This is a genomic window from Streptomyces sp. NPDC043952 (genome assembly GCF_056435325.1).
In genome coordinates this window covers 182281-201233 of record NZ_JBWKES010000005.1, presented here as the reverse complement: position 1 = coordinate 201233, position 18953 = coordinate 182281, and the positions used below count along the sequence as shown (strand labels likewise).

General features: G+C 74.1%; 15 protein-coding genes. 8 read left to right on the top strand and 7 right to left on the bottom strand.

Annotated features, from left to right (window positions below):
- Positions 1 to 201 precede the first annotated feature (201 nt).
- Genes AC069R_RS08115 through AC069R_RS08095 form a run of 5 tightly spaced genes read left to right on the top strand, consistent with a single transcriptional unit; the run spans position 202 to position 5718 of the window.
- The gene (locus AC069R_RS08115; protein WP_478765522.1) at positions 202 to 1137 is read left to right on the top strand and encodes a beta/alpha barrel domain-containing protein; all 936 of its coding nucleotides are present in this window, start codon (positions 202 to 204) and stop codon (positions 1135 to 1137) included.
- On the top strand, positions 1134 to 1919 hold the full coding sequence (locus tag AC069R_RS08110) for an alpha/beta fold hydrolase (RefSeq protein WP_478765521.1): 786 nt from the start codon (positions 1134 to 1136) through the stop codon (positions 1917 to 1919). Before AC069R_RS08115 ends, AC069R_RS08110 begins: the two co-directional genes overlap by 4 nt.
- Positions 1909 to 4149 carry an isocitrate/isopropylmalate family dehydrogenase gene (locus AC069R_RS08105; RefSeq protein WP_478765520.1) on the top strand — a complete coding sequence of 747 codons (2241 nt, stop codon included), beginning with the start codon at positions 1909 to 1911 and terminating at the stop codon, positions 4147 to 4149. The genes AC069R_RS08110 and AC069R_RS08105 overlap by 11 nt, the downstream gene beginning before the upstream one ends.
- Positions 4146 to 4847 (top strand): RraA family protein, encoded by a 702-nt coding sequence (locus AC069R_RS08100; RefSeq protein ID WP_478765519.1) that lies wholly within the window; start codon positions 4146 to 4148, stop codon positions 4845 to 4847. Before AC069R_RS08105 ends, AC069R_RS08100 begins: the two co-directional genes overlap by 4 nt.
- Positions 4834 to 5718: a DUF6282 family protein gene (locus tag AC069R_RS08095; RefSeq protein ID WP_478765518.1), complete on the top strand. Its 885-nt coding sequence runs from the start codon at positions 4834 to 4836 to the stop codon at positions 5716 to 5718. Before AC069R_RS08100 ends, AC069R_RS08095 begins: the two co-directional genes overlap by 14 nt.
- A gap of 78 nt (positions 5719 to 5796) precedes the next feature.
- On the opposite strand, the gene AC069R_RS08090 is transcribed toward AC069R_RS08095, so the two are convergent.
- The 6 genes from AC069R_RS08090 to AC069R_RS08065 form a co-directional block, all read right to left on the bottom strand.
- Positions 5797 to 6699: a LysR family transcriptional regulator gene (locus tag AC069R_RS08090; protein WP_478765517.1), complete on the bottom strand. Its 903-nt coding sequence runs from the start codon at positions 6697 to 6699 to the stop codon at positions 5797 to 5799.
- Between the two features lie 184 nt (positions 6700 to 6883).
- Positions 6884 to 8185, bottom strand: a complete 1302-nt coding sequence (locus AC069R_RS08085; RefSeq protein WP_478765516.1) for a multidrug effflux MFS transporter — start codon at positions 8183 to 8185, stop codon at positions 6884 to 6886.
- A gap of 100 nt (positions 8186 to 8285) precedes the next feature.
- The gene (locus AC069R_RS08080; protein WP_397983351.1) at positions 8286 to 8483 is read right to left on the bottom strand and encodes a 4-oxalocrotonate tautomerase family protein; all 198 of its coding nucleotides are present in this window, start codon (positions 8481 to 8483) and stop codon (positions 8286 to 8288) included.
- Positions 8484 to 8698: 215 nt separating this feature from the next.
- A complete protein-coding gene (locus tag AC069R_RS08075; protein WP_478765515.1) occupies positions 8699 to 10219 on the bottom strand; it encodes a cellulose binding domain-containing protein in 1521 nt (506 codons plus the stop codon).
- Between the two features lie 138 nt (positions 10220 to 10357).
- Positions 10358 to 11695, bottom strand: a complete 1338-nt coding sequence (locus AC069R_RS08070; protein WP_478765514.1) for a radical SAM protein — start codon at positions 11693 to 11695, stop codon at positions 10358 to 10360.
- 229 nt (positions 11696 to 11924) lie between these two features.
- On the bottom strand, positions 11925 to 12932 hold the full coding sequence (locus AC069R_RS08065; RefSeq protein ID WP_478765512.1) for a hydroxyacid dehydrogenase: 1008 nt from the start codon (positions 12930 to 12932) through the stop codon (positions 11925 to 11927).
- 110 nt (positions 12933 to 13042) lie between these two features.
- Between AC069R_RS08065 and AC069R_RS08060 the strand changes: the two genes are divergently transcribed.
- From AC069R_RS08060 to AC069R_RS08050, 3 genes are all read left to right on the top strand, one after another.
- Entirely contained in the window at positions 13043 to 14287 is a 1245-nt protein-coding gene (locus AC069R_RS08060) for an FAD-binding protein (protein WP_478765511.1), read from the top strand.
- Between the two features lie 110 nt (positions 14288 to 14397).
- On the top strand, positions 14398 to 17298 hold the full coding sequence (locus AC069R_RS08055; RefSeq protein WP_478765509.1) for a glycoside hydrolase family 2 TIM barrel-domain containing protein: 2901 nt from the start codon (positions 14398 to 14400) through the stop codon (positions 17296 to 17298).
- Positions 17299 to 17391: 93 nt separating this feature from the next.
- A complete protein-coding gene (locus AC069R_RS08050) occupies positions 17392 to 18126 on the top strand; it encodes an alpha/beta fold hydrolase (protein ID WP_478765508.1) in 735 nt (244 codons plus the stop codon).
- Here the strand turns inward: AC069R_RS08050 and AC069R_RS08045 are convergent.
- The gene (locus AC069R_RS08045; protein ID WP_478765507.1) at positions 18060 to 18866 is read right to left on the bottom strand and encodes an isocitrate lyase/PEP mutase family protein; all 807 of its coding nucleotides are present in this window, start codon (positions 18864 to 18866) and stop codon (positions 18060 to 18062) included. The genes AC069R_RS08050 and AC069R_RS08045 overlap by 67 nt on opposite strands.
- Between the last annotated feature and the right edge of the window lie 87 nt (positions 18867 to 18953).

Below are 18953 nucleotides of genomic sequence, written 5' to 3'. Positions count from 1 at the left end.
TACGTATTAGCCAGGCTCCCATGAATTCCGGGTTCGTATTCATACGGACCCGTCGAAGTATCAATCAGGGCAATGGGGGACGGGGGGAATCGCCACCATGTGTCAGTTATTCATCGGCACCGGTTTTTCGTTTGCGGTTCACGACGCACATCAATTTTCTCGCCTTCCCGGCCGCCACCTCGGACAGTCAACGGAGGAGACATGGTCACCAATCTCGATGTGACGCTGCGAGACGGGGGATACCGCAATAACTTCGGCTTCACGCTCGACTACGCCCTGCGGCACGCACAGGAGAGCGTCGCGGCCGGCATCGAGTGGGTCGAGATCGGGTACCGCAAGGGGTCCTTCCAGCCGAGACCGGACCTGGGGCTGACCGGCGTGGGCGCCGACGACTACATACGCGCCATGGCCGAGGTCATACCGCCCGAGCGGATCTGCATGATCCTGCACCCGAAGAACATCGGCGACGACGACCTCACCCGGATGTACGAGGCCGGCGTACGGCTCGTACGGTTCTGCCTGCCCGCCACGACGCCCGAGCCCGGTCTCGCCGTGCTCCGCAAGGCGGCCGGCCTCGGCTTCACCACCACCGTCAACATCACCCGCGTCAGCCAGCTCGACCGGCGCCGGCTCGTGGAGCTGGCCGCGCTGTCCGAGGACGCGGGCGCGGACGTGATCTACCTGGCGGACTCCAACGGCAGCCTGCTGCCCGACGAGGTCGCGCGGCTGGTCACCCTGGTGCGCTCGGTGACCCGCTGCGCCATCGGCCTGCACGCGCACAACAACCTGGGCCTGGCGCTGGCCAATTCCATCGCGGCGGTCGACGCGGGCGCCACCTGGATCGACTCCTCGGTCCTCGGCATGGGCAAGGGCCCCGGCAACCTGATCACCGAGCAGTGGCTGGCCTACCTGGGCCGGGCCGGCCGCGCCGACCGGTACGACCTCGGGCGGATCCTCACCCTCGCGCACCGCATGGAGTCCGAGATCGCCGAGGCCAGGCCCTCGCTGCCGCTGCCCGACCTGGTCCTCGGCCACTTCGACCTCTCCGTCGAGGAGCGCGCCAAGCTGCCCGCGGACCACATCGGCGCCGCCTTCAGCGCCGCGCGCGAGCTGACCTCCCCGGTGGTCGCGGCATGACCTCGCCCACCACGCTGGCTCCCCCGGTCGCGGTGCGGCTGGGCGAGGCGGGCGCGCCCCGCACCGCCTGTGTGCTCGCGCCCGTGCTGGCCCGGTGGGACCAGGGCGCCTTCTTCGCGCCGGTCGCCGGGGCGGTGGTGACGACCGGTCACCGGGTGACGGTGTACGACACCCTGTCGCTGCTGCGCGACGGGGACGACCTCGCGGCCCTCGCCGACCGGTGGGCAGGGGTCCTGCGCGCCGAGGAGCCCGACGTCCTGGTGGGCAACGCCCTGGGCGGCGCCGTCGTCCAGCATCTCCTCGGCCGGCCCTGGACGCACCGGGCCGACGTCATCCTGCTGTCCTCCCCCACGGTCGCCGACGCCGCGCTCGACGCAACCCTGGAGCGCATCGCGGCGGCCGTGTCCGAGAGGGGTACGGCCGCGGCGCTCGACCTGCTGCACGAGGTGGTCCGCGGCCCGGCGGACCCCGCGCCCGCCCCCGGCGATTCCCCCCGCGACGAGGACCCGCTGTCCGGATGGCGGCTGGCCACCGGCCTGCGGCTGCTCCACCGGGCCGACCTCCGCGACCGCGTCGAGGCGTTCCCCGGCAGGCTGCTGCACGTCTACGGCACCGCGTCCCGCCTCGTGGGGCCCCAGCACCTCGCAACCGGCCCCGGCCACACGAGCGTCGGCGTTCCGGGGGCGGGCATGCGTCCCCACGCCGACCAGCCGGAGGCCACCCGGCGGGCCGTCGCCGCGTTCCTGGCACCACAGCACACGAAGAGGATCCATGACCAGTAAGACCGTCGCGGTACTTCCCGGCGATGGCATCGGCCCCGAGGTACTCGATGCGGCCCTCCCGGTGATCGACGCCCTCGGGCTGCCGATCACCCTCGAACACGGCGACATCGGCTGGGAGTTCTGGCGCACCGAGGGCGACCCGGTGCCGCAGCGCACCTGGGACCTGATCGGCCGCAGCGACGCGGTGCTGCTCGGCGCCACCACCAGCAAGCCGGGCCGCGAGGCGCTCGCCGACCTCGCGCCGCAGCTGCGCGAGCGGGCCCCGCAGTACGTGTCGCCGATCATCCAACTGCGCCAGCGCCTCGACCTGTTCGCCAACCTGCGGCCGGTCGAGAGTTACCTGGGCGGGGCGCCGTACCGCTTCTGCGTCGTGCGGGAGAACACCGAGGGCCTGTACGCGGGCCTCGACTGGGACCGGGTGCCGGAGGAGATGTGGCCGCTCGTCGCCGGCCACCCCAACGCCCGGTTGAGCGGCCGCGAGGCCACCACCGCGAGCGTGCGGATGCTCACCCGGCACGGCCTCGACCGCATCCTGCGTTTCGCCTTCGAGCACGCCCGCGCCCACGGGCACCCCCGTGTCACCCTCGCCGACAAGCCGAACGTGCTGCGGCGCAGCAGCGCCTACGCCCGCGAGCGCCTTGAACTGATCGCCGCGGACTATCCGGAGATCGAGTACGAGATCCTCAACGTGGACGCCGTCGCGCTGTGGATGGCGCGCCGCCCGGAGCGCTTCGGGGTCGTCGTCGCCGAGAACATGTTCGGCGACATCCTGTCCGACCTCGGCGGCGGTGTGATGGGCGGGCTCGGCCTCGCGCCCAGCGCGAACATCGGGGAGCGGGGCAACTACTTCGAGCCGGTGCACGGCAGCGCCCCCGCCCTCGCCGGGACCGGCCGGGCCAACCCGCTCGCCGCGTTCCTGACCATCGGGCTGCTCCTGGATCATCTCGGCTTCGGCGAGGCCGCGGGGCAGGTGCGGGAGGCGGTCGGGCATGTGACGCGCCGCCGGGACCGGGTGACGTACGACCTGGGCGGTACGGCGACCACCAGCGAGTGCGCCGCGTCCGTGCTGGACGCCTGCCGTGCCGTGCCGCGCGTCCACACCGCGGCCGTCGTCACCGTCGGGGACGAGCTGCTGCGGGCCGTCCTGGAGGACAGCAACGCGGGCGAGGCGTCCCGGAGGCTCGCCGCCCGCGCCGTACCGGTCCGCGTCCGGCACACCGTCGGCGACGACGAGGCCGCGATCGCGGACGCCGTGCGCTCCTCCCTCGGCCGCGACGACGTGATCGTGGTGATGGGCGGCCTCGGTCCCACCTCGGACGACGTGACCCGCGTCGGTGTCGCCCGCGCGGTGGGCCGCCCGCTGGAGCACCGCGAGGAGGCGTGGCGGGGCGTGGTCGAGCGGCTCACCCGCTTCGGGGTCGCCGTGCACGAGGACAACCGCCGTCAGGCGCTGTTCCCCGAGGGCGCCGAGCTGCTGCCCAACGCCAACGGCACCGCCTGGGGCTGCCGCGTCGAGGTCCAGGGCACCACCGTGGTGATGCTGCCCGGCCCGCCGCGCGAGTGCCTGCCGATGCTCGACGCCTTCCTGCGCGACGGCATCGCCCATCTCCCCGAACCGGAGCCCGTCGTCACGGTGTTCCGGCGCACCCTCGGCGTCATCGAGGCGGACGCCGCCGCCGCGGTGGACGCCCTGGTCCGGGACCTGGGGCTGCGGGTCAAGCCCGCCTACCGCTGGCACTACCCCTACGTGGACATCCGGATCGACTGCCCGCCCGAGAGCGCGGCGGAGCTGGCGAAGCGGCTGGACGACGCGCTCGGCGCGTACGTCGTCACCAGCCGCGAGCGCACCGCCGTCCAGGAGCTCGCCGAGCTGCTGGACGCGCGCGGCCTGAACCTGGCGGCCGACGACCGGGTCACCGGCGGCCGGTTCGCCGCCGAGGTGGCCGCCGAGCGGCGGCCGGCCGGGGAGCGGGAGCCGTCCGGGGAGACCGGGTCGTCCGGGGAGCCGGAGCCGTCCGGCCGGGTGGCCGTGACGCTGGACGCGGTCTGGGACGGCGGCGGCCCGCGGGACCACACCGGCACCGTCCGCCTGCTGTGCACGGTGCACGACGGGGACCGGGAGCACACCGGCGAGCTGACCGTCCCCAACCGGGGCCCCGAAGTCATCGGGTACGCCGGTCAGTTCGCCGCCTGGACCATCGCCCGCCGCCTCGTGGAGGAGACCGCATGACCACCGCATCCGCCGATCCGCTGCTCGGCAGCGAGCTGCGCGCACGCCTGGCGCGGCTGGACACGGCCGCCCTCTCCGACGCGATGGACAGCCTGCGGGCCGCGCCGTGCGTGCTGCCCGGCATCGCCGCCCGCACGCCCGGCACCATCGCCTTCGGGCCCGCGTTCACCCTGCGCTACCGGCCCATCGAGGACGACGGCGCCTTCCACAACGCCGCCGACTACATCGACGACGTGCCGCCCGGCTCGGTCGTGGTGGTGGACAACGGCGGCACCGGCGCCTGCACCAACTGGGGCTCCCTGCTCACCTCCGTGGCGCTGCGCCGCAAGCTCGCGGGCACCGTCGTGCACGGCGCCGTGCGCGACGTACGGGAGACCCGCGAGGCCGGGTACCCGCTGTTCAGTACCGCCGTCACCATGGTCAGCGGCAAGAACCGGGTGGTGCTCGAACGCACCGGCGCCGACCTGGACATCGCCGGCACCCCGGTCCGCCCCGGCGACCTGGTGTTCGCCGACGACAACGGGGCGCTGCGCATCCCGGCCGGCCTGGTCGGCGAGGTGGTCCGGCGCGCAGAGGCGGTCGAGCGGACCGAGCGGCGCATCCGGGCCGCCGCCGCGGACGGCAGCCGGCTGGACGAGGCGCGGGCCCGCTACGGCTACGCGCGCCCCTGGGAGGACGAGGGCCGTGACGACGACTGAGCCGCGGCCCGCGGCGACCGCCGCGCGGGCGGCGTTCGTGGACGTCCACTACCACGTCGGCCCGGACGCCTATGTACGGCGGCACACCGCCGCCTCGGCCGGCGAGCAGTACGCCCGGCTCGGCGGCTGGGTGGTGCTGAAGAACCACCTGGGCTCCACCGCGGCCCAGGCGTGGGAGGCCCGGCAGCGGGGCCTGCCCGTCTCCGGGTCGATCGTGCTCAACGACATCGCGGGCGGCCTGGATCGGCGGGCGGTGGAGCAGGCGGTCGTGCAGCACGGGGAGGACAGCGGGCTGCGCCTGATCGTCCATCTGCCGACGGTGACCGGGCGGACCCACACCAGCCGCCTGGCCCGTACCCCGGCCCATCCGCTGCTGGCCCGCGACGGGCTGCGGCCGCTCACCGTCACGGACGCGGACGGCGCGCTCAAGGCGGAGGTGCGGGAGATCCTGCGCATGGCCCGCGACCTGCCGGTCGTGATCTCCACCGGGCACGCCGACGGACGCGAGGTGGCCCTGCTGGTCGAGGAGGCGGTGCGGCTCGGCGTACCGCGGCTGATGCTCAACCAGCCGGCCAACCCGATGACCGGTCTGAGCTGCGCCGATCTCCTGGACATCGCCTCGGCGGAACCGGTCTGGGCCGAGCAGACCGCGCTGACGTACCTGCTGGGCTACCAGGACTGGGACGACTTCTCCGCCGTCCTCGCCAGGGTGCCGCGCGTGGTCTACAGCTCCGACCTGGGGCAGACCTCCCAGATGGACATCGGGGAGTGGACGGCGCACAGCCGGGACTGGTTCGGGAAGGCCGGTCTGGACGAGGCCCGGATCACCGAGGTGGTGCGCGACGCGCCACTGCGGATGCTCGCCCTGTAACCCGGCCGGGCAGGCCGGACGGCAACCGCCCCGTGCGGGACCCCAGTCGGGTCCCGTGCGGGGCGCGGTGCGTGCCGGTCAGGCCCCACCCATCGTCTTGTGGCGGACCCGTGCCGCCGTCTCGGTGAGCAGTTGCAGCCGCAGCGGGTCCGCGTCCTCCCGCAGCGCGAGGAACATCCGCATGGTGATGGGCTCCCCGTCCAGCGGGAGCAGCGCGATCCGGCGCGAGGTGACCGACTCGGCCGCCGTCGGGTACATCAGGGTCCAGCCGTCGCCGCTCGCGCCGATCTCCGCGAGGGTGTCCTGGAATCCGGTGAACGGCGCGCCGTAGGTGGGCTCGAATCCGGCCTTGCGGCACGCGGCGACGACGGCGTCGAACAGCGCGGGGTTCTCGCCGCGGGAGGCGATGCGCAGCGGCACTCCCGCCAGGTCGGCGAGGTTCAGGCTGGTGCGGCGGGACAGCGGGTGGGCGGCGGGGAGCGCCGCCACCAGGGGGTCGTACCAGAGGGTGAGCAGCCGCAGTCCGGGGGCGCTCTCGACGCCGCGCACGAACGCGGCGTCCAGCCGTCCGGCCCGCACCCCCTCCAGGCGGTGGTGGGCGCCGAGGGTCTGGAACTCGAAGCGGGTGCCGGACCCGGCGTCGGGCAGCGCGTCCAGGAAGTCGTCCAGGCGCTCCCCCAGCGCTGAGCTGATCCCGACCCGGAAGGTAGCGTCCTTCTGGGCGGCCAGCCGCCGGGCCTTGGCGGCGAAGGAGTCCAGCGCCTTCAGCAGTTCGCGGCCCTCGGGCAGCAGGGCCTGCCCGGCCGCGGTGAGGGTGACCGAGCGGCTGGAGCGGTCGAACAGCTGGGTGCGCAGCTCCCGTTCGAGCCGGCGCACCTGCTGGCTGACCGCGGGCTGGCCGATGTGCAGCCGCTCGGCTGCCCTGCCGAAATGCAGTTCCTCCGCGACGGCGACGAAGTACTGGATCTGGCGCAGTTCCACAGGACCCCCCCAATCCTCGACGGCGGCCCTGTGCGGGAAATGCGGAAAACCTGTGCTGATGAATAGATCAATACAGACTTCGGGGCCGTCGCAGAGGAATCCTCGCACACGTGACAGCGGTACCCGTACGCGCGTCGGCGTCGTACGGGTACCGCTGCCGTCGGCCGGGCGGCCTTGCGCGGCCTTAGTCCACGGCGGCTTCCTGGAGGTCGGCGGCGGGCCGGTCGGCCGGGCGCTCGCCGCCGTCGCGCACCGGCGCGGACACCGGCGCGGGTGCGGTCGCGGTCGTGCGGGAGGCGAGCGACAGGAACAGCCCGAAGGCGCAGATGCCCAGCACCGCGGCGGTCAGCACGAACCAGCCGAGGGCGAACAGGTCACCGGCGGGCAGCCGGCTGGAGAGGTAGATGCCCAGCGAGGCGGAGAGCAGCTGGAGCGCGCCCATCAGGCCGGAGGCGGAACCGGCGGTCGAGCGGAACGTGGTGACGCCCGCGCTCATCGACAGCGGCAGCAGGAACCCGTTGCCGAACGTCATCACCGGCATGAAGACCAGCACCAGCAGACCCCAGCGCCCGCCGGCCCCGCTGAGCCCGAGGCCCAGCATCATCAGCGCGCCGACGAGGAAGAAGCCGTGGCCCGTCCACAGCAGCCGGTTGACGGACCGGGTGCGGACCAGGGCGCGCGAGGTGAGGTTGCCGGCGACGTAGGCGAGGGAGACGGTGATGTAGCAGTAGCTGGTGGTCTCGGTGGCCAGCCGCATCCGCTCGAACACCAGCGGGGAGGCCGCGAGGTAGCCGAAGTAACCGCCGTACGCCACGCACAGGTTGACGGTGTAGGCCCAGAACAGCGGGCGGGACAGCAGCTTGGGGTAGCTCTTGAGGGTGGCGCCCAGGTGCTTGCTGCGCCGCTCGGGCGGCAGGCTTTCGGGGATCGCGGTGACCATCGCGACCAGGGTCACCAGGCCGATCGCCGCGGTGACCACGAACGGCGCGCGCCAGGAGACGTACGTCGTCAGGTAGCCGCCGATCAGCGGGGCGACGGACGGGGAGACGCCGACGATCGGCATGACCGTGGCGAACATCCGGGCCGCGTCCTTCTCCTCGTACAGGTCGCTGATCACGGCCCGGCCGAGCACCATGCCGGAGCCGGCGCCCAGCGCCTGGAGGAGCCGGCTCGCGCCGAACACCTCGACCGTGGGCGCCGCGGCGCACACCAGCGAGGCGAGGACGAACAGGCCGAGCCCGGAGACGATGACGCGCTTGCGGCCGTACGCGTCGGATATGGGGCCGTAGACCGCCTGCGAGAGGGCGATGCCGATCATGAAGGCGCTGAAGGTCCACTGCACCGACGCGACCGGGGTGTGGAAGGCGTGCGCGGTGGCCGGGACGCCCGGCAGGTTGATGTCGGAGGCGAACAGGCCGCCCGCGTTCAGCGAGGACAGGACGGCGAGCAGCAGCGCGTAGGGGGTCCGGGTGGATGCGGTCTTCATGACACGTGGCAACTTCCTTGGGTCACCGGAGGGGAAGCCGTTTCCGGGCGGAACGGGGGGTGTGCGCCCGGAAACGGCGGATCGGGGCCGACCCGCGGGTTCAGCGCTTGGCGGCGCGGGCGGCGAGCGTCTCACCGGCGATGGACCAGCTGTCGGTGCCGATCTCCTGCACGGTCACCCAGACGCTCTCCGGCTTGCTGCCGGTGGCCCGGACGTACGCGTCGGTCAGCTCGCGGACCAACTCGGCCTTCTGCTCGGCGGTCTTGCCGGGGGTCTGCTGCACGTGGATGAGAGGCATTGCTTTCTCCTGGATCGAGGTGGCGCCGATGGCGCACGGTCCGCGGCCCGTTCGGCCGGGATCCGCCGTGGCCCCAGTCCAGCACCGCGCCGGGGGCCCTCCAAGACGCAATCCGCTCTGAGAACGATCACGAATCGTGATACGTCCAGGTGGGACGGGTGTACGACGCCTCGTGAGGTAGAGACCAATCGGCCCGGCCGGGGTTCGCGGCGGGGCTATCGGCAGGGTCGGCCGTCGAGTACGAAGGCGGCGGGGGCGCGGTCGGCGGCCGTCCGGGTGCCGGTGAAGCCGAAGGACACCGGGGTGCGGGCCGGGACGGTCCGGCCGGGGCCGGTGGCGGTGATCCGGGCGCCGTCCTGCCGGGCGGTGGCGCCCCACACGCGGACGACCTGCTGGCCGTCCGGGAACGTCCAGCCGACCCGCCATCCGTCCAGGGCCCGCTCGCTGGTGACGGTGACGGTGGCCTGGAAGCCGCCGGACCACTCGCCGGCCAGGTCGTAGACGACGTGGCAGGGGGGCGGCGGGGCGGTCGGGGGCGCGGGGACGCCCAGCGGGCCGTGGACCAGGGAGGAGAGGCCGCGGGGCGGGGAGGCGGGGGCCGGACCGGGCTTCGCGGGACCGGAGTTCCGGCCGCCGGGGGTGGCGGGGGCGGTCGGGGAGGCGGGCTTCGGCGCCGGCTTGGCCGCGGATGTCTGCGCAGGCTTGGCCGGGGACGTCCGCGCCGGCTTCTTCGCCGGGTCCGGCGTCGGGGTCGGCTTCGGCTCGGGTGCCGGGGCGGAGTGCGCGGGGGTGGGGCGGGCGCCGGTACGGCCGCGGGCGGGGGCGTCGCCGGGCGCCGCGGTGTCGCCGGGCGCGCCCGTGTCGTCGGGGGTCCCGCCGTCGTCGCGGGTGGCGGCGGTGTCGTCCCGCGCGGTGAAGGAATCCGCGCCCGAACCGCCGGGTGCCATGAGCGAGGCGCCCAGCGCCAGCGCCGACAGCAGCAGGGCGGTGGCGAACATCCCGCCGCCGCGCAGCAGCCGCCCGAGCCCCGGACGCTCCTCGGGTTCACCCCTGGGGGGTTCACCTGCACGCCCGTTCCCGAGCCGTGTCTCGGCGGACCGCCGGCGCCGCTCCAGATAGCCGGGCCCGCCCCAGCCGAGCACCCCGTCCGCCAGCACGGCGGCCAGCCGGGCGCTCTCGGGCTCCGGTTCGTCACCCCGCGCGCGCCGCCAGCGCTCCCGGAACAGCGCCCGCACCCGGTCGAGTTCACTCCGGGCGGTGGCCGGGTCCAGCCCGAGCCGGTGGGCCGCCGTGGGCAGCGGCAGGGCCTCCACCTCGGCCAGCCACAGCAGCGCCGCGTCCCGCCCGCCGAGTTCGCGCAGGGCGCGCAGCACCGGCGGGTGGGCGCGCGGCGAGCCGGTGAGGCGGGACGCCTCGGGCGAGGCCAGCCACTGGGGCAGACCGGGGGCGAGCAGCCGGTCCTGGCCCGCGGCCGACCAGGCGGCGGCCGTGGCACGGACGGCGGTGAGCAGGGCCGGGATCATGGGCAGCGGGGCGGGACGGCGGCCCGCGCCGCGCACATGGGTGCGCCCGGCGGCACGGACCTCGCGCATGCCGCGGGTGAACGCCTCGGTGGCCAGCCGGTGGGCGGTGCCGGGGCCGGAGGCGCACAGGGCGGCGTACGAGAGCACCGCGGCCCAGGACTCCGCGAACAGCGCGGTCTCGGCGTCGTCCTGAGGGGTCGGCAGGTCGGGCATGGGACTCCTGCATCACGGGCGAGGTCAACTCACCACAGGGACGACGGAGTTGGCGTAAACCTCGCGGAACCGAGCCTTTCACGGGCCCGGCCCCGCTGACAAGCGCCCCGTGCGCGGCCGGTCACGCACGGTCGCGGTTCAGGCCCTGACCGGCTCCTCGTCCCCGGCCGTCTCCTGCGCGGGCAGGCTGTCCATGAAGGAGCTGACCGAGAAGACCGCGCGGCCGGGTCCGGGCGGGCCGTAGCCGGGCGGGGAGGACAGCCCGAAGTCCTCCATGGTCTGCCGGTAGGCCTGGAGCAGCCGGATGTGGTACTCCAGCGGGGCGCCCTGCGGGTTGGCCTTGCCGAGCGGGGTGGTCGGCTCCGGGCACCAGGTGGTGAAGCGGGGCGTGATGCCGTGGGACATGAAGAAGCGCAGGCCCTCGGTGGTGGACGCGATCGCCTCGTCGACGGTGGTGAAGCCGAAGGGCTCCGCCATCTCCACGCCCGCCACGAAGTTGGGGATCACATTGCGCGCGCCGAAGATCTCGGCGGAGTCCAGGATCCGCTTGTGCCACTCGTCGCGGCCGACGTAGCGCTCCTTGCCGGGGCAGTACAGCTCGAACAGCCGGCGGTCCCACACCTCGAAGTTGGGATGGTAGATCTGCACGCCGTAGTCCTTGAACCGCTGCACGTCGTCCCTGGGCAGCGCCTGGGCGACGACCTTGCCGATCCAGCGGCCGGGGAAGCGCTCCTCGATGGCCTTGGCGTAGTGGCCGTAGAAGTCGGCCTCGTCGCGCCCGGCGACCGTCTTGGTGATGGCGCCGCCGGTGAGGGTGTAGGCGGTGGACGCCTTCTGGGTGTCGTACCGGTCGATGATCTCCAGGGCCTCCAGGACCTCTTCCACGTCCTTGACGCCCGTGTAGGGCCGCCCGGCGGCCTTGTGCTGGCGCCAGTTGTGGTTGATGTCGCAGTACTGGCACTCCTCCTTGGCGCCGAAGTACTGGCAGACCCGGAAGACGGTCAGATAGATGAGGTAGCCCCACTGGATGGTGGGTGCCACCTCCATCACGGACTTCCCGTTGGAGAGGGTGTGCCGGTAGTACTCCGGCATCGGCGGCACCCCGACGTCGGCGATGCGCTTGCCGTCGAGGTAGAGGCCGAGCACTCCGGAGTCGTCGGCGGCGACCCGGTAGGGGGAGGCGGGGTTCACCCGTACGGAGACGACCGTACGGCGCAGGTCGTACGGCCCGCCGGTGAGGATGATCTCCTCCGGGGGCCGGCGCAGCGCGGCCTCGCCCAGCTCGGGCAGGGTGCCGTGGTCGAAGGAGAAGATGAAGTAGGACTTCGGCTTGACGTCCCCGCCCTCGTTGTCGCTGAGGGCGGATTTGTCGAAGGCGACACCGCCGCGGAGCAGGTCCTCCTTGAAGACGGCTTCCCGCGGCACGTGCGGGAAGCGCTCCATCAGATCCTCGACCAGTGCGGTGCGTGTGCCCATCCGTATGTCTCCTCCCGGCTCAGGCGTACGGCCCAACCGTATGCCCCCGGCTCGCGCGGAGCGGTGCCGGGTCCCGTGGGCGCGTCCGTCAGGGGTTCCCCGGAGGTCAGGGTCCCCCGGCCGGTCAGGGGTTCCCCGGCGGTCCGGGTTCAGACCGTCCGATCCGGGTTCAGACCGTCCGATCCGGGTTCAGACCGTCCGGTCCGGGTTCAGGCCATGCGATCCGGCTTCAGGCCATCCGGTCCAGCGTGGCCGGGTCGACCGCGTGGCGGGGTGCCTCGCCGGCCGCGAGCCGGGCGGCCTCCTCGACCACCACCCGGCCGAGGCGGGCCAGCTCGTTGCCCTGGGAGCCGGCCAGGTGCGGGGTGACGAAGGCGCCCGGCAGGTCGAGCAGCGGGGAGCCGGCGGGCAGCGGTTCGGGGTCGGTGACGTCCAGGACGGCGCGCAGCCGCCCGGCGCGCACCTGGGCGGCCAGCGCGTCATGGTCGACGAGACAGCCGCGGGCGGTGTTCAGGAGCACCGCCCCGGTGGGCATCAGGGCCAGCTCGCGGGCGCCGATCAGATGCCGGGTCGCGGGGATCGCGGGGGCGTGCAGGGTGACGACGTCGCTGGTGCGCAGCAGCTCGTCCAGGGGCAGCAGCGGCACCCCGAGGCGCTCGGCCTCGGGGGCGCCGATGGTGGGGTCGGCGAGGCTGACGGCGAGGTCGTGGGGGCGCAGCAGTCCGATCAGCCGGCGGCCGACGCGGGAGGCGCCGACGACGCCCACCCGGCGGCCGTGGTTGCCGAGGCCGGGGCGGATCGCGCCGTATGGGACGTCCCGGCGCTCGCGCAGCTCCTCGCGCAGCGCGAAGACGTCCTTGCCGGTGAGCAGGATCATGGCGAGGGTGTACTCGGCCACGGGCAGGGCGTTGGCGTCGGCGGCCGAGGAGACGAGGATGCCGCGCCGCCACACCTCGGGGGTGGTGAACCCCTTGACCGACCCGGCCGCGTGCAGCACGGCCCGCAGCTTCGGGGCGCGGTCCAGGGCCGCCGCGTCCAGGCGGGGGCAGCCCCAGCCGGTGACCAGGACCTCGGCGCGGGCGAGGGCCGCGCGCGCCTGGGGCCCGGTGAAGTCCTGTGCCACCAGGGCGGGATCGAGGTCGAGGTGGGTGCGCAGGCGGGCGAGGAGGCCGGGCGGGAAGAGGTACGGCACGTTCTCGGCCGCCATGGCGAACACGGCCGGCGGGCGCTCGGGCAAGGACGGACCCCTCGGGCTCGGTGCGGCGCGGGCGGCAAGCGGTCTCTACGGTAGGTCGCGGCGGATCAGAGGGTCAACGGACCCGCCGCCCCGGCGAGAGGATCGGCAGCATGAGGGAGACGGTCACCAACTGGGCCCGCACCATCGCCTACGAGGCGAAGGAGTTCCAGCGCCCGGCGTCGCTCGACGCGCTGCGTGCCGTGGTGTCCGGTGCGGCGAAGGTGCGGGTGCTGGGCAGCGGGCACTCCTTCAACCGGGTCGCCGATCCGGGACCGGACGGTGTGCTGCTGTCGGCGGCGGGACTGGCGCCGGTGATCGAGGTGGACACGGCGGCGCGGACGGTCCGCGCGTCGGGCGGGGTCCGCTACGCCGAGCTGGCCCGCGCGGTGCACGCCCGTGGTCTCGCCCTGCCGAACCTGGCCTCGCTGCCGCACATCTCGGTGGCCGGTTCGGTGGCGACCGGCACCCATGGCTCGGGCGTGGCCAATCCGCCGCTGGCCTCGGCGGTGCGGGAGGTGGAGCTGGTGGTCGCGGACGGTACGACGGTGACGATCGGCCGGGGCGACGCCCGCTTCGGCGGCGCGGTGACCTCGCTGGGCGCGCTGGGCGTGGTCACCGCGCTCACCCTCGACCTCGAACTGGCGTTCGAGGTGGAGCAGCATGTGTTCACCGAACTGCCGCTGGAGGGACTGGAGTTCGAGGCGGTCGCCGGATCGGCGTACAGCGTCAGCCTGTTCACGGACTGGCGGGAGCCGGGCTTCCGCCAGGTGTGGGTCAAGCGGCGCACCGACCAGCCGGCGGTGGAGTTCCCCTGGGCGGCGCCGGCCGGGCGCCCGGTGCATCCGGTGCCGGGCATGCCCGCCGTCAACTGCACCGGGCAGTTGGGCGTCGCGGGCCCCTGGCATGAGCGACTGCCGCATTTCCGGGCGGAGTTCACGCCCAGCAGCGGGGCGGAGACGCAGTCGGAGTACCTGGTGCCGCGCGCGGCGGCCCTCGGCGCGCTGGAAGCGGTGCACGGGATACGGGAGGCCGTCGCGGGGGTGCTCCAGACCTGCGAGGTGCGGACGGTCGCCGCCGACCGGCAGTGGCTCAGCCCGGCGCACGGGCGGGACTCGGTGGCGCTGCACTTCACCTGGGTGCGGGACGAGGCGGCCGTACTGCCCGCGGTGCGGCGCCTGGAGGAGGCGCTGGAGCCGTTCGAGCCGCGTCCGCACTGGGGGAAGGTGTTCGGCATACCGGCAAAGGTGGTGCGCGGGCGGTACGCGCGCCTCGGCGACTTCCGGGAGCTCGTGCGATCCCTGGACCCCACGGGCAAGTTCACCAACGCCTTCGTCGCCGGCGTCCTGGACGCCTGAGGGTGTTCCCGGCCCCCTTGCCGGGGGCCGGGCGCCGCGCCTAGCCTCGCGTGAGCATCCCTCCCGGCTGACCCCACCTTTCGTCGCGTGTGGCACCAGATCGGAGACCGATGTCCGCCGCCTCCACTCCCGGCAACGACCAGGACACCGAGTACGTCGAGGATGTCTCGCCCGGTTCCGGTGCGCTGCCGCCCCGCGCCTGGTACGCGTCCTCCGACGCCAAGTCCCTCTGCCTGAACGGCACCTGGCGCTTCCGGCTGTCACCGACGGCCGGGGCCGGGCCGTTCGCGCGGGAGGGGTGCGGGGAGGGGTACGACGCCGGTGGCTGGGCCGACATCACGGTCCCCGGCCACTGGGTCCTCCAGGGCCACGGCTCCCCCGTCTACACCAACCACCGCTACCCGTTCCCGGTCGATCCGCCGCGCGTGCCGACCGAGAACCCGACCGGCGACCACCTGCGGGTCTTCGACCTCCCCGACGACTGGCCACACGCCGACGGCGACGGGGCGGTGCTGCGCTTCGACGGGGTGGAGTCCTGCGCACGGGTGTGGCTGAACGGCACGGAGCTGGGCACCTTCAAGGGGTCGCGGCTGCCGCACGAGTTCGCGGTCGGACCGCTGCTGCGGACCGCCGGCAATGTGCTCGCCGTACGGGTGCACCAGTGGTCGGCGGGCTCCTATCTGGAGGACCAGGACCAGTGGTGGCTGCCCGGCATCTTCCGCGATGTCACCCTGCTGCACCGCCCGCCCGGCGCCGTACGGGACTTCTTCATGGGCGCCTCCTACGACCCGCGCACGGGCACCGGCACCCTGCGCGTCGACTCGGACGTGGCGGGCAGGGTCACCGTCCCGGACCTCGGCATCGACGTCCCGGCCGGGGAGCCCGTGACGGTGCCGGTGCGGCCCTGGTCGGCGGAGGTGCCGCGGCTGTACGACGGGGTGCTGGCCACCGGCGGCGAACGGGTGCCGCTGCGGATCGGCTTCCGCACGGTGGAGGTGGCGGACGGGCTGCTCAGGGTCAACGGGCGGCCGGTGCTGTTCCGGGGCGTCAACCGGCACGAGTGGCATCCGGAGCGGGGCCGGGCGCTGGACCTGGCGACCATGCGCGCGGACGTGCTGCTGATGAAGCGGCACAACATCAACGCCGTGCGCACCTCCCACTATCCGCCGCACCCGGCCTTCCTCGACCTGTGCGACGAGTACGGCCTGTGGGTGATCGACGAGTGCGATCTGGAGACCCACGGCTTCACTGAAGTGGGCTGGCGGGACAACCCGGTTGACGACGACCGCTGGACCCCCGCCCTGCTGGACCGGGCGGCCCGGATGGTCGAGCGGGACAAGAACCATCCGTCGGTCGTGCTGTGGTCGCTGGGCAACGAGGCGGGCACGGGCCGGGGCCTGACCGCGATGGCCGAGTGGATCCGCGCCCGCGACCCCTCCCGCCCGCTGCACTACGAGGGTGACCGCAACTGCCGTGACACGGACGTCTATTCACGGATGTACGCCGGTCACGCGGAGGTGGAGCGCATCGGCCGGCACCTGGACGGCGGCCCGGCGCGCAGGCGCCGGCTCCCCTTCCTCCTGTGCGAGTACGCGCACGCCATGGGCAACGGACCCGGTGGACTCGCCGACTACCAGCGGCTGTTCACGTCGTACGACCGGCTCCAGGGCGGCTTCGTGTGGGAGTGGATCGATCACGGCATCGCCCATCCGGAGCTGGGGTTCGCCTACGGCGGGGACTTCGGGGAGGAGCTGCACGACGGGAACTTCGTCTGCGACGGGCTGGTCTTCCCGGACCGGCGGCCCTCCCCCGGCCTGGCCGAGTACAAGAAGGTGCTGGAGCCGGTCGCCATCACGGGCGACGGCGGGGACGGGGCGGTCCGGGTGGTCAACGGGTACGACACCGCCGATCTGTCCGCGCTCGGGTTCTCCTGGTCGTACCAGGTGGACGGGGTGACGCTGGCCTCCGGACCGCTGCCGGTGCCCGCCCTGGCGCCCGGCGCGTCGGCGGAGGTCGAGCTGCCCGCGCCGCCGGCCGGGGCGCCGGACGGTGAGGCGCACTGGCTGATCAGGGCGGTACTGGCGGCCGACGCGCCGTGGGCGGGGCGGGGGCATGTCGTCGCGTGGGGCCAGTTCCCGGCCTCGGACCGCACGCCGCCACGGGTCCCGGCGACCGCCCGACTCCGCGCTCGTGGGGGCGAGTTCACCCTGGGTCCCGGCAGGTTCGACGCGCGCACCGGTGCCCTGACGGCGATCGGTGACGTGGCCGTCACGGGTCTGAGGCTGGACGTGTGGCGGGCGGCCACCGACAACGACGAGGGCGCCGCCTGGCAGGACGACCCGCGCTGCGGACCGCTGTGGCGCCGGCTCGGCCTGCACCGGATGCGGCACCGGCTCGACACGGTGGAGGCGGACGGCGCCGCGCTGACCGTGCGCACCCGAGTGGCGCCCGCCGCAACGGAGTTGGGGCTGTCGGCGGGGTACCGGTGGACGGCGGACGGGGACCGGCTGCGGCTGACCATGAGCGTCGTACCGGAGGGCGACTGGACGCTGCCGCTCCCCCGGCTCGGCATCCGCTTCGGGCTGCCGGCGGTCGCCACCGACCGGGTGCGGTGGTTCGGCGGCGGTCCGGGAGAGGCGTATCCGGACACCAAGTCGGCTGCGATGACGGGGCGTTGGGAAGCGGCGGTGGCGGACCTCCAGACGCCGTACGTCCGTCCGCAGGAGAACGGCGCCCGGATCGACGTCCGCTGGGCGGAGCTGGGCGGTCTGCGCGTCGAGGGCGACCCCGTCTTCCTCCTGACGGCCCGCCGCTGGACCACCGAGCAGCTGGACGCCGCCACCCACCGGACCGGTCTGGTGCCGGGCGACACGGTCTGGGTCAACCTGGACCACGCCCAGCACGGCATCGGTTCCCAGTCCTGCGGCCCCGGCCCGCTTCCCCCGTACCAACTGCGGGCGCGGCCGGCGGAGTTCTCCTTCGTCTTCTCCCCCGATCCGGGCGCCGCGTAATCCGGAGGCTCCGGAGCCGTGCGGGACGTAGGGTCGGCCGGTCAGGAAGATCGGCGCCCGTACCTCGGGCGCCGGCCCCGGAGAGGACGAGCGATGAGCGAGCCGGCGGACGAGCGCCGCGACCACTACGACGTCACGGGCGAGGGGCCCGTGCTGTTGCTGCTGCCGGGCGGCGCCGGGCACCCGATGGGGTTCGGGCCGCTGATCGAGCGGCTGGCCGCGCGGTTCACCGTGGTGGCGTACGACCCGCTGGGGCTCGCCCACGGCCGGCTGGGCCTGCCGGTGCCCGAGCAGCGGGTGGCGGACTGGAGCGAGGGGGCGCACCGGGTGCTGGCGGCGGTGCTGCCCGAGGGCGAGTCGGCGTACGTGTTCGGGACCAGCTCGGGCGGGATCGCGGCGCTCGATCTGCTCGCGCGGCATCCGGAGCGGCTGGCACATGTGGTCGCGCACGAGCCGCCGTGCGTGACCGTGCTGCCCGACGGTGCCGAGCGGCGCGCCGAGCTGATCGGACAGCTCGACGGCGGCGAACGGCCGCCCGCCGAGGGCGACTCGGCGACACCGATGGGGGTCTTCCTGGGCCGGGTGCTGCGTCCGTTCACCACCTACACACCGGTCCCCGCGCCGGGCCCGGCCCCCGCGCTCACCCTCGTCGCGGGCACCGGCTCACGCGGTCAACTCCTGTACCGTACGGCCGAGTTGCTGGCCGGGCGGCTGGGCGCGGCGTTCATGGAGTTCCCCGGCGGGCACCTGGGGGTGCTCGATCACCCGGCGGAGTTCGCGGACCTGCTGACCGGGGCGCTGCGCTCCAGTGCGCACACCTCGTCGTAAGAGGGCGTCGTTCCGCCCGGCGCCCGCCCCGCGGCGATGTCGGTCATCGCGTCCAGCGCCGCGCCCAGCGCCCTGCGGTACAGCAGGGAACCGAGGCTGATCCGGGCCACGCCGAGGTCGGCGAGCTGCGCGACGGTGGGTCCGGTGGGCGAGTGGAGGATGTTGAGGGGGGCGCCGAGGCGCGGCACCAGGCCGGCGATGCGGGCCGGGTCGGTGAGTCCGGGCACGAACACGCCGTCGGCGCCCGCCTGTTGGTAGGCGCCGAGACGGCGGAGGGTGTCCTTCTCGTCGCCGTCGCCCAACCAGTACGTGTCCGTGCGGGCGTTGACGAACATCCCCGGTACGGCGGCCTTGACGGCGCGGATCTTCGCCGCCAGCAGCTCGCTCGCCCCGAGCCCGTCCTCCAGGTTGACGCCGACCGCGCCGGCGGCCCACAACTCCGCCGCCAGCCGCGCCGCTTCCTCGGGGTCGTCGCTGAAGCCGCCCTCCGCGTCGACGGACAGGTGGTACGGCCCGGAACCGAGGTTGCGGGCGAGCCGTACCGTGTGCTCGCGGGTCGCCGCCGCCCCGTCGGGCAGCCCGACGGCCGCCGCCACCGCGAGGCTGGACGTGGCGATCGCGGCGAAGCCACGGGCGGCCAGGGCGGCGGCCGAGGCATGGTCCCAGGCGTTGGGCAGCAGCAGCGGCTCGCCGGGCCGGTGCAGCGCGGCGAAAGACGTTCCTGTGAGGTCTGCGGTCATACGGCCACGCTAGCCCCGGACCGCTTCGGCGCGCACCGGAACGTGTGGCCCGGTGGCCTGCCCACCTCCTGGACACCGGGGCCGCTC

Excerpts from the sequence above, each read along its gene's own strand:
- AC069R_RS08115 (WP_478765522.1), top strand. The coding sequence starts at position 202 with ATGGTCACCAATCTCGATGTGACGCTGCGAGACGGGGGATACCGCAAT.
- AC069R_RS08110 (WP_478765521.1), top strand. The coding sequence starts at position 1,134 with ATGACCTCGCCCACCACGCTGGCTCCCCCGGTCGCGGTGCGGCTGGGC.
- AC069R_RS08105 (WP_478765520.1), top strand. The coding sequence starts at position 1,909 with ATGACCAGTAAGACCGTCGCGGTACTTCCCGGCGATGGCATCGGCCCC.
- AC069R_RS08100 (WP_478765519.1), top strand. The coding sequence starts at position 4,146 with ATGACCACCGCATCCGCCGATCCGCTGCTCGGCAGCGAGCTGCGCGCA.
- AC069R_RS08085 (WP_478765516.1), bottom strand. The coding sequence starts at position 8,185 with ATGAAGACCGCATCCACCCGGACCCCCTACGCGCTGCTGCTCGCCGTC.
- AC069R_RS08080 (WP_397983351.1), bottom strand. The coding sequence starts at position 8,483 with ATGCCTCTCATCCACGTGCAGCAGACCCCCGGCAAGACCGCCGAGCAG.
- AC069R_RS08075 (WP_478765515.1), bottom strand. The coding sequence starts at position 10,219 with ATGCCCGACCTGCCGACCCCTCAGGACGACGCCGAGACCGCGCTGTTC.
- AC069R_RS08070 (WP_478765514.1), bottom strand. The coding sequence starts at position 11,695 with ATGGGCACACGCACCGCACTGGTCGAGGATCTGATGGAGCGCTTCCCG.
- AC069R_RS08060 (WP_478765511.1), top strand. The coding sequence starts at position 13,043 with ATGAGGGAGACGGTCACCAACTGGGCCCGCACCATCGCCTACGAGGCG.
- AC069R_RS08055 (WP_478765509.1), top strand. The coding sequence starts at position 14,398 with ATGTCCGCCGCCTCCACTCCCGGCAACGACCAGGACACCGAGTACGTC.
- AC069R_RS08050 (WP_478765508.1), top strand. The coding sequence starts at position 17,392 with ATGAGCGAGCCGGCGGACGAGCGCCGCGACCACTACGACGTCACGGGC.
- AC069R_RS08045 (WP_478765507.1), bottom strand. The coding sequence starts at position 18,866 with ATGACCGCAGACCTCACAGGAACGTCTTTCGCCGCGCTGCACCGGCCC.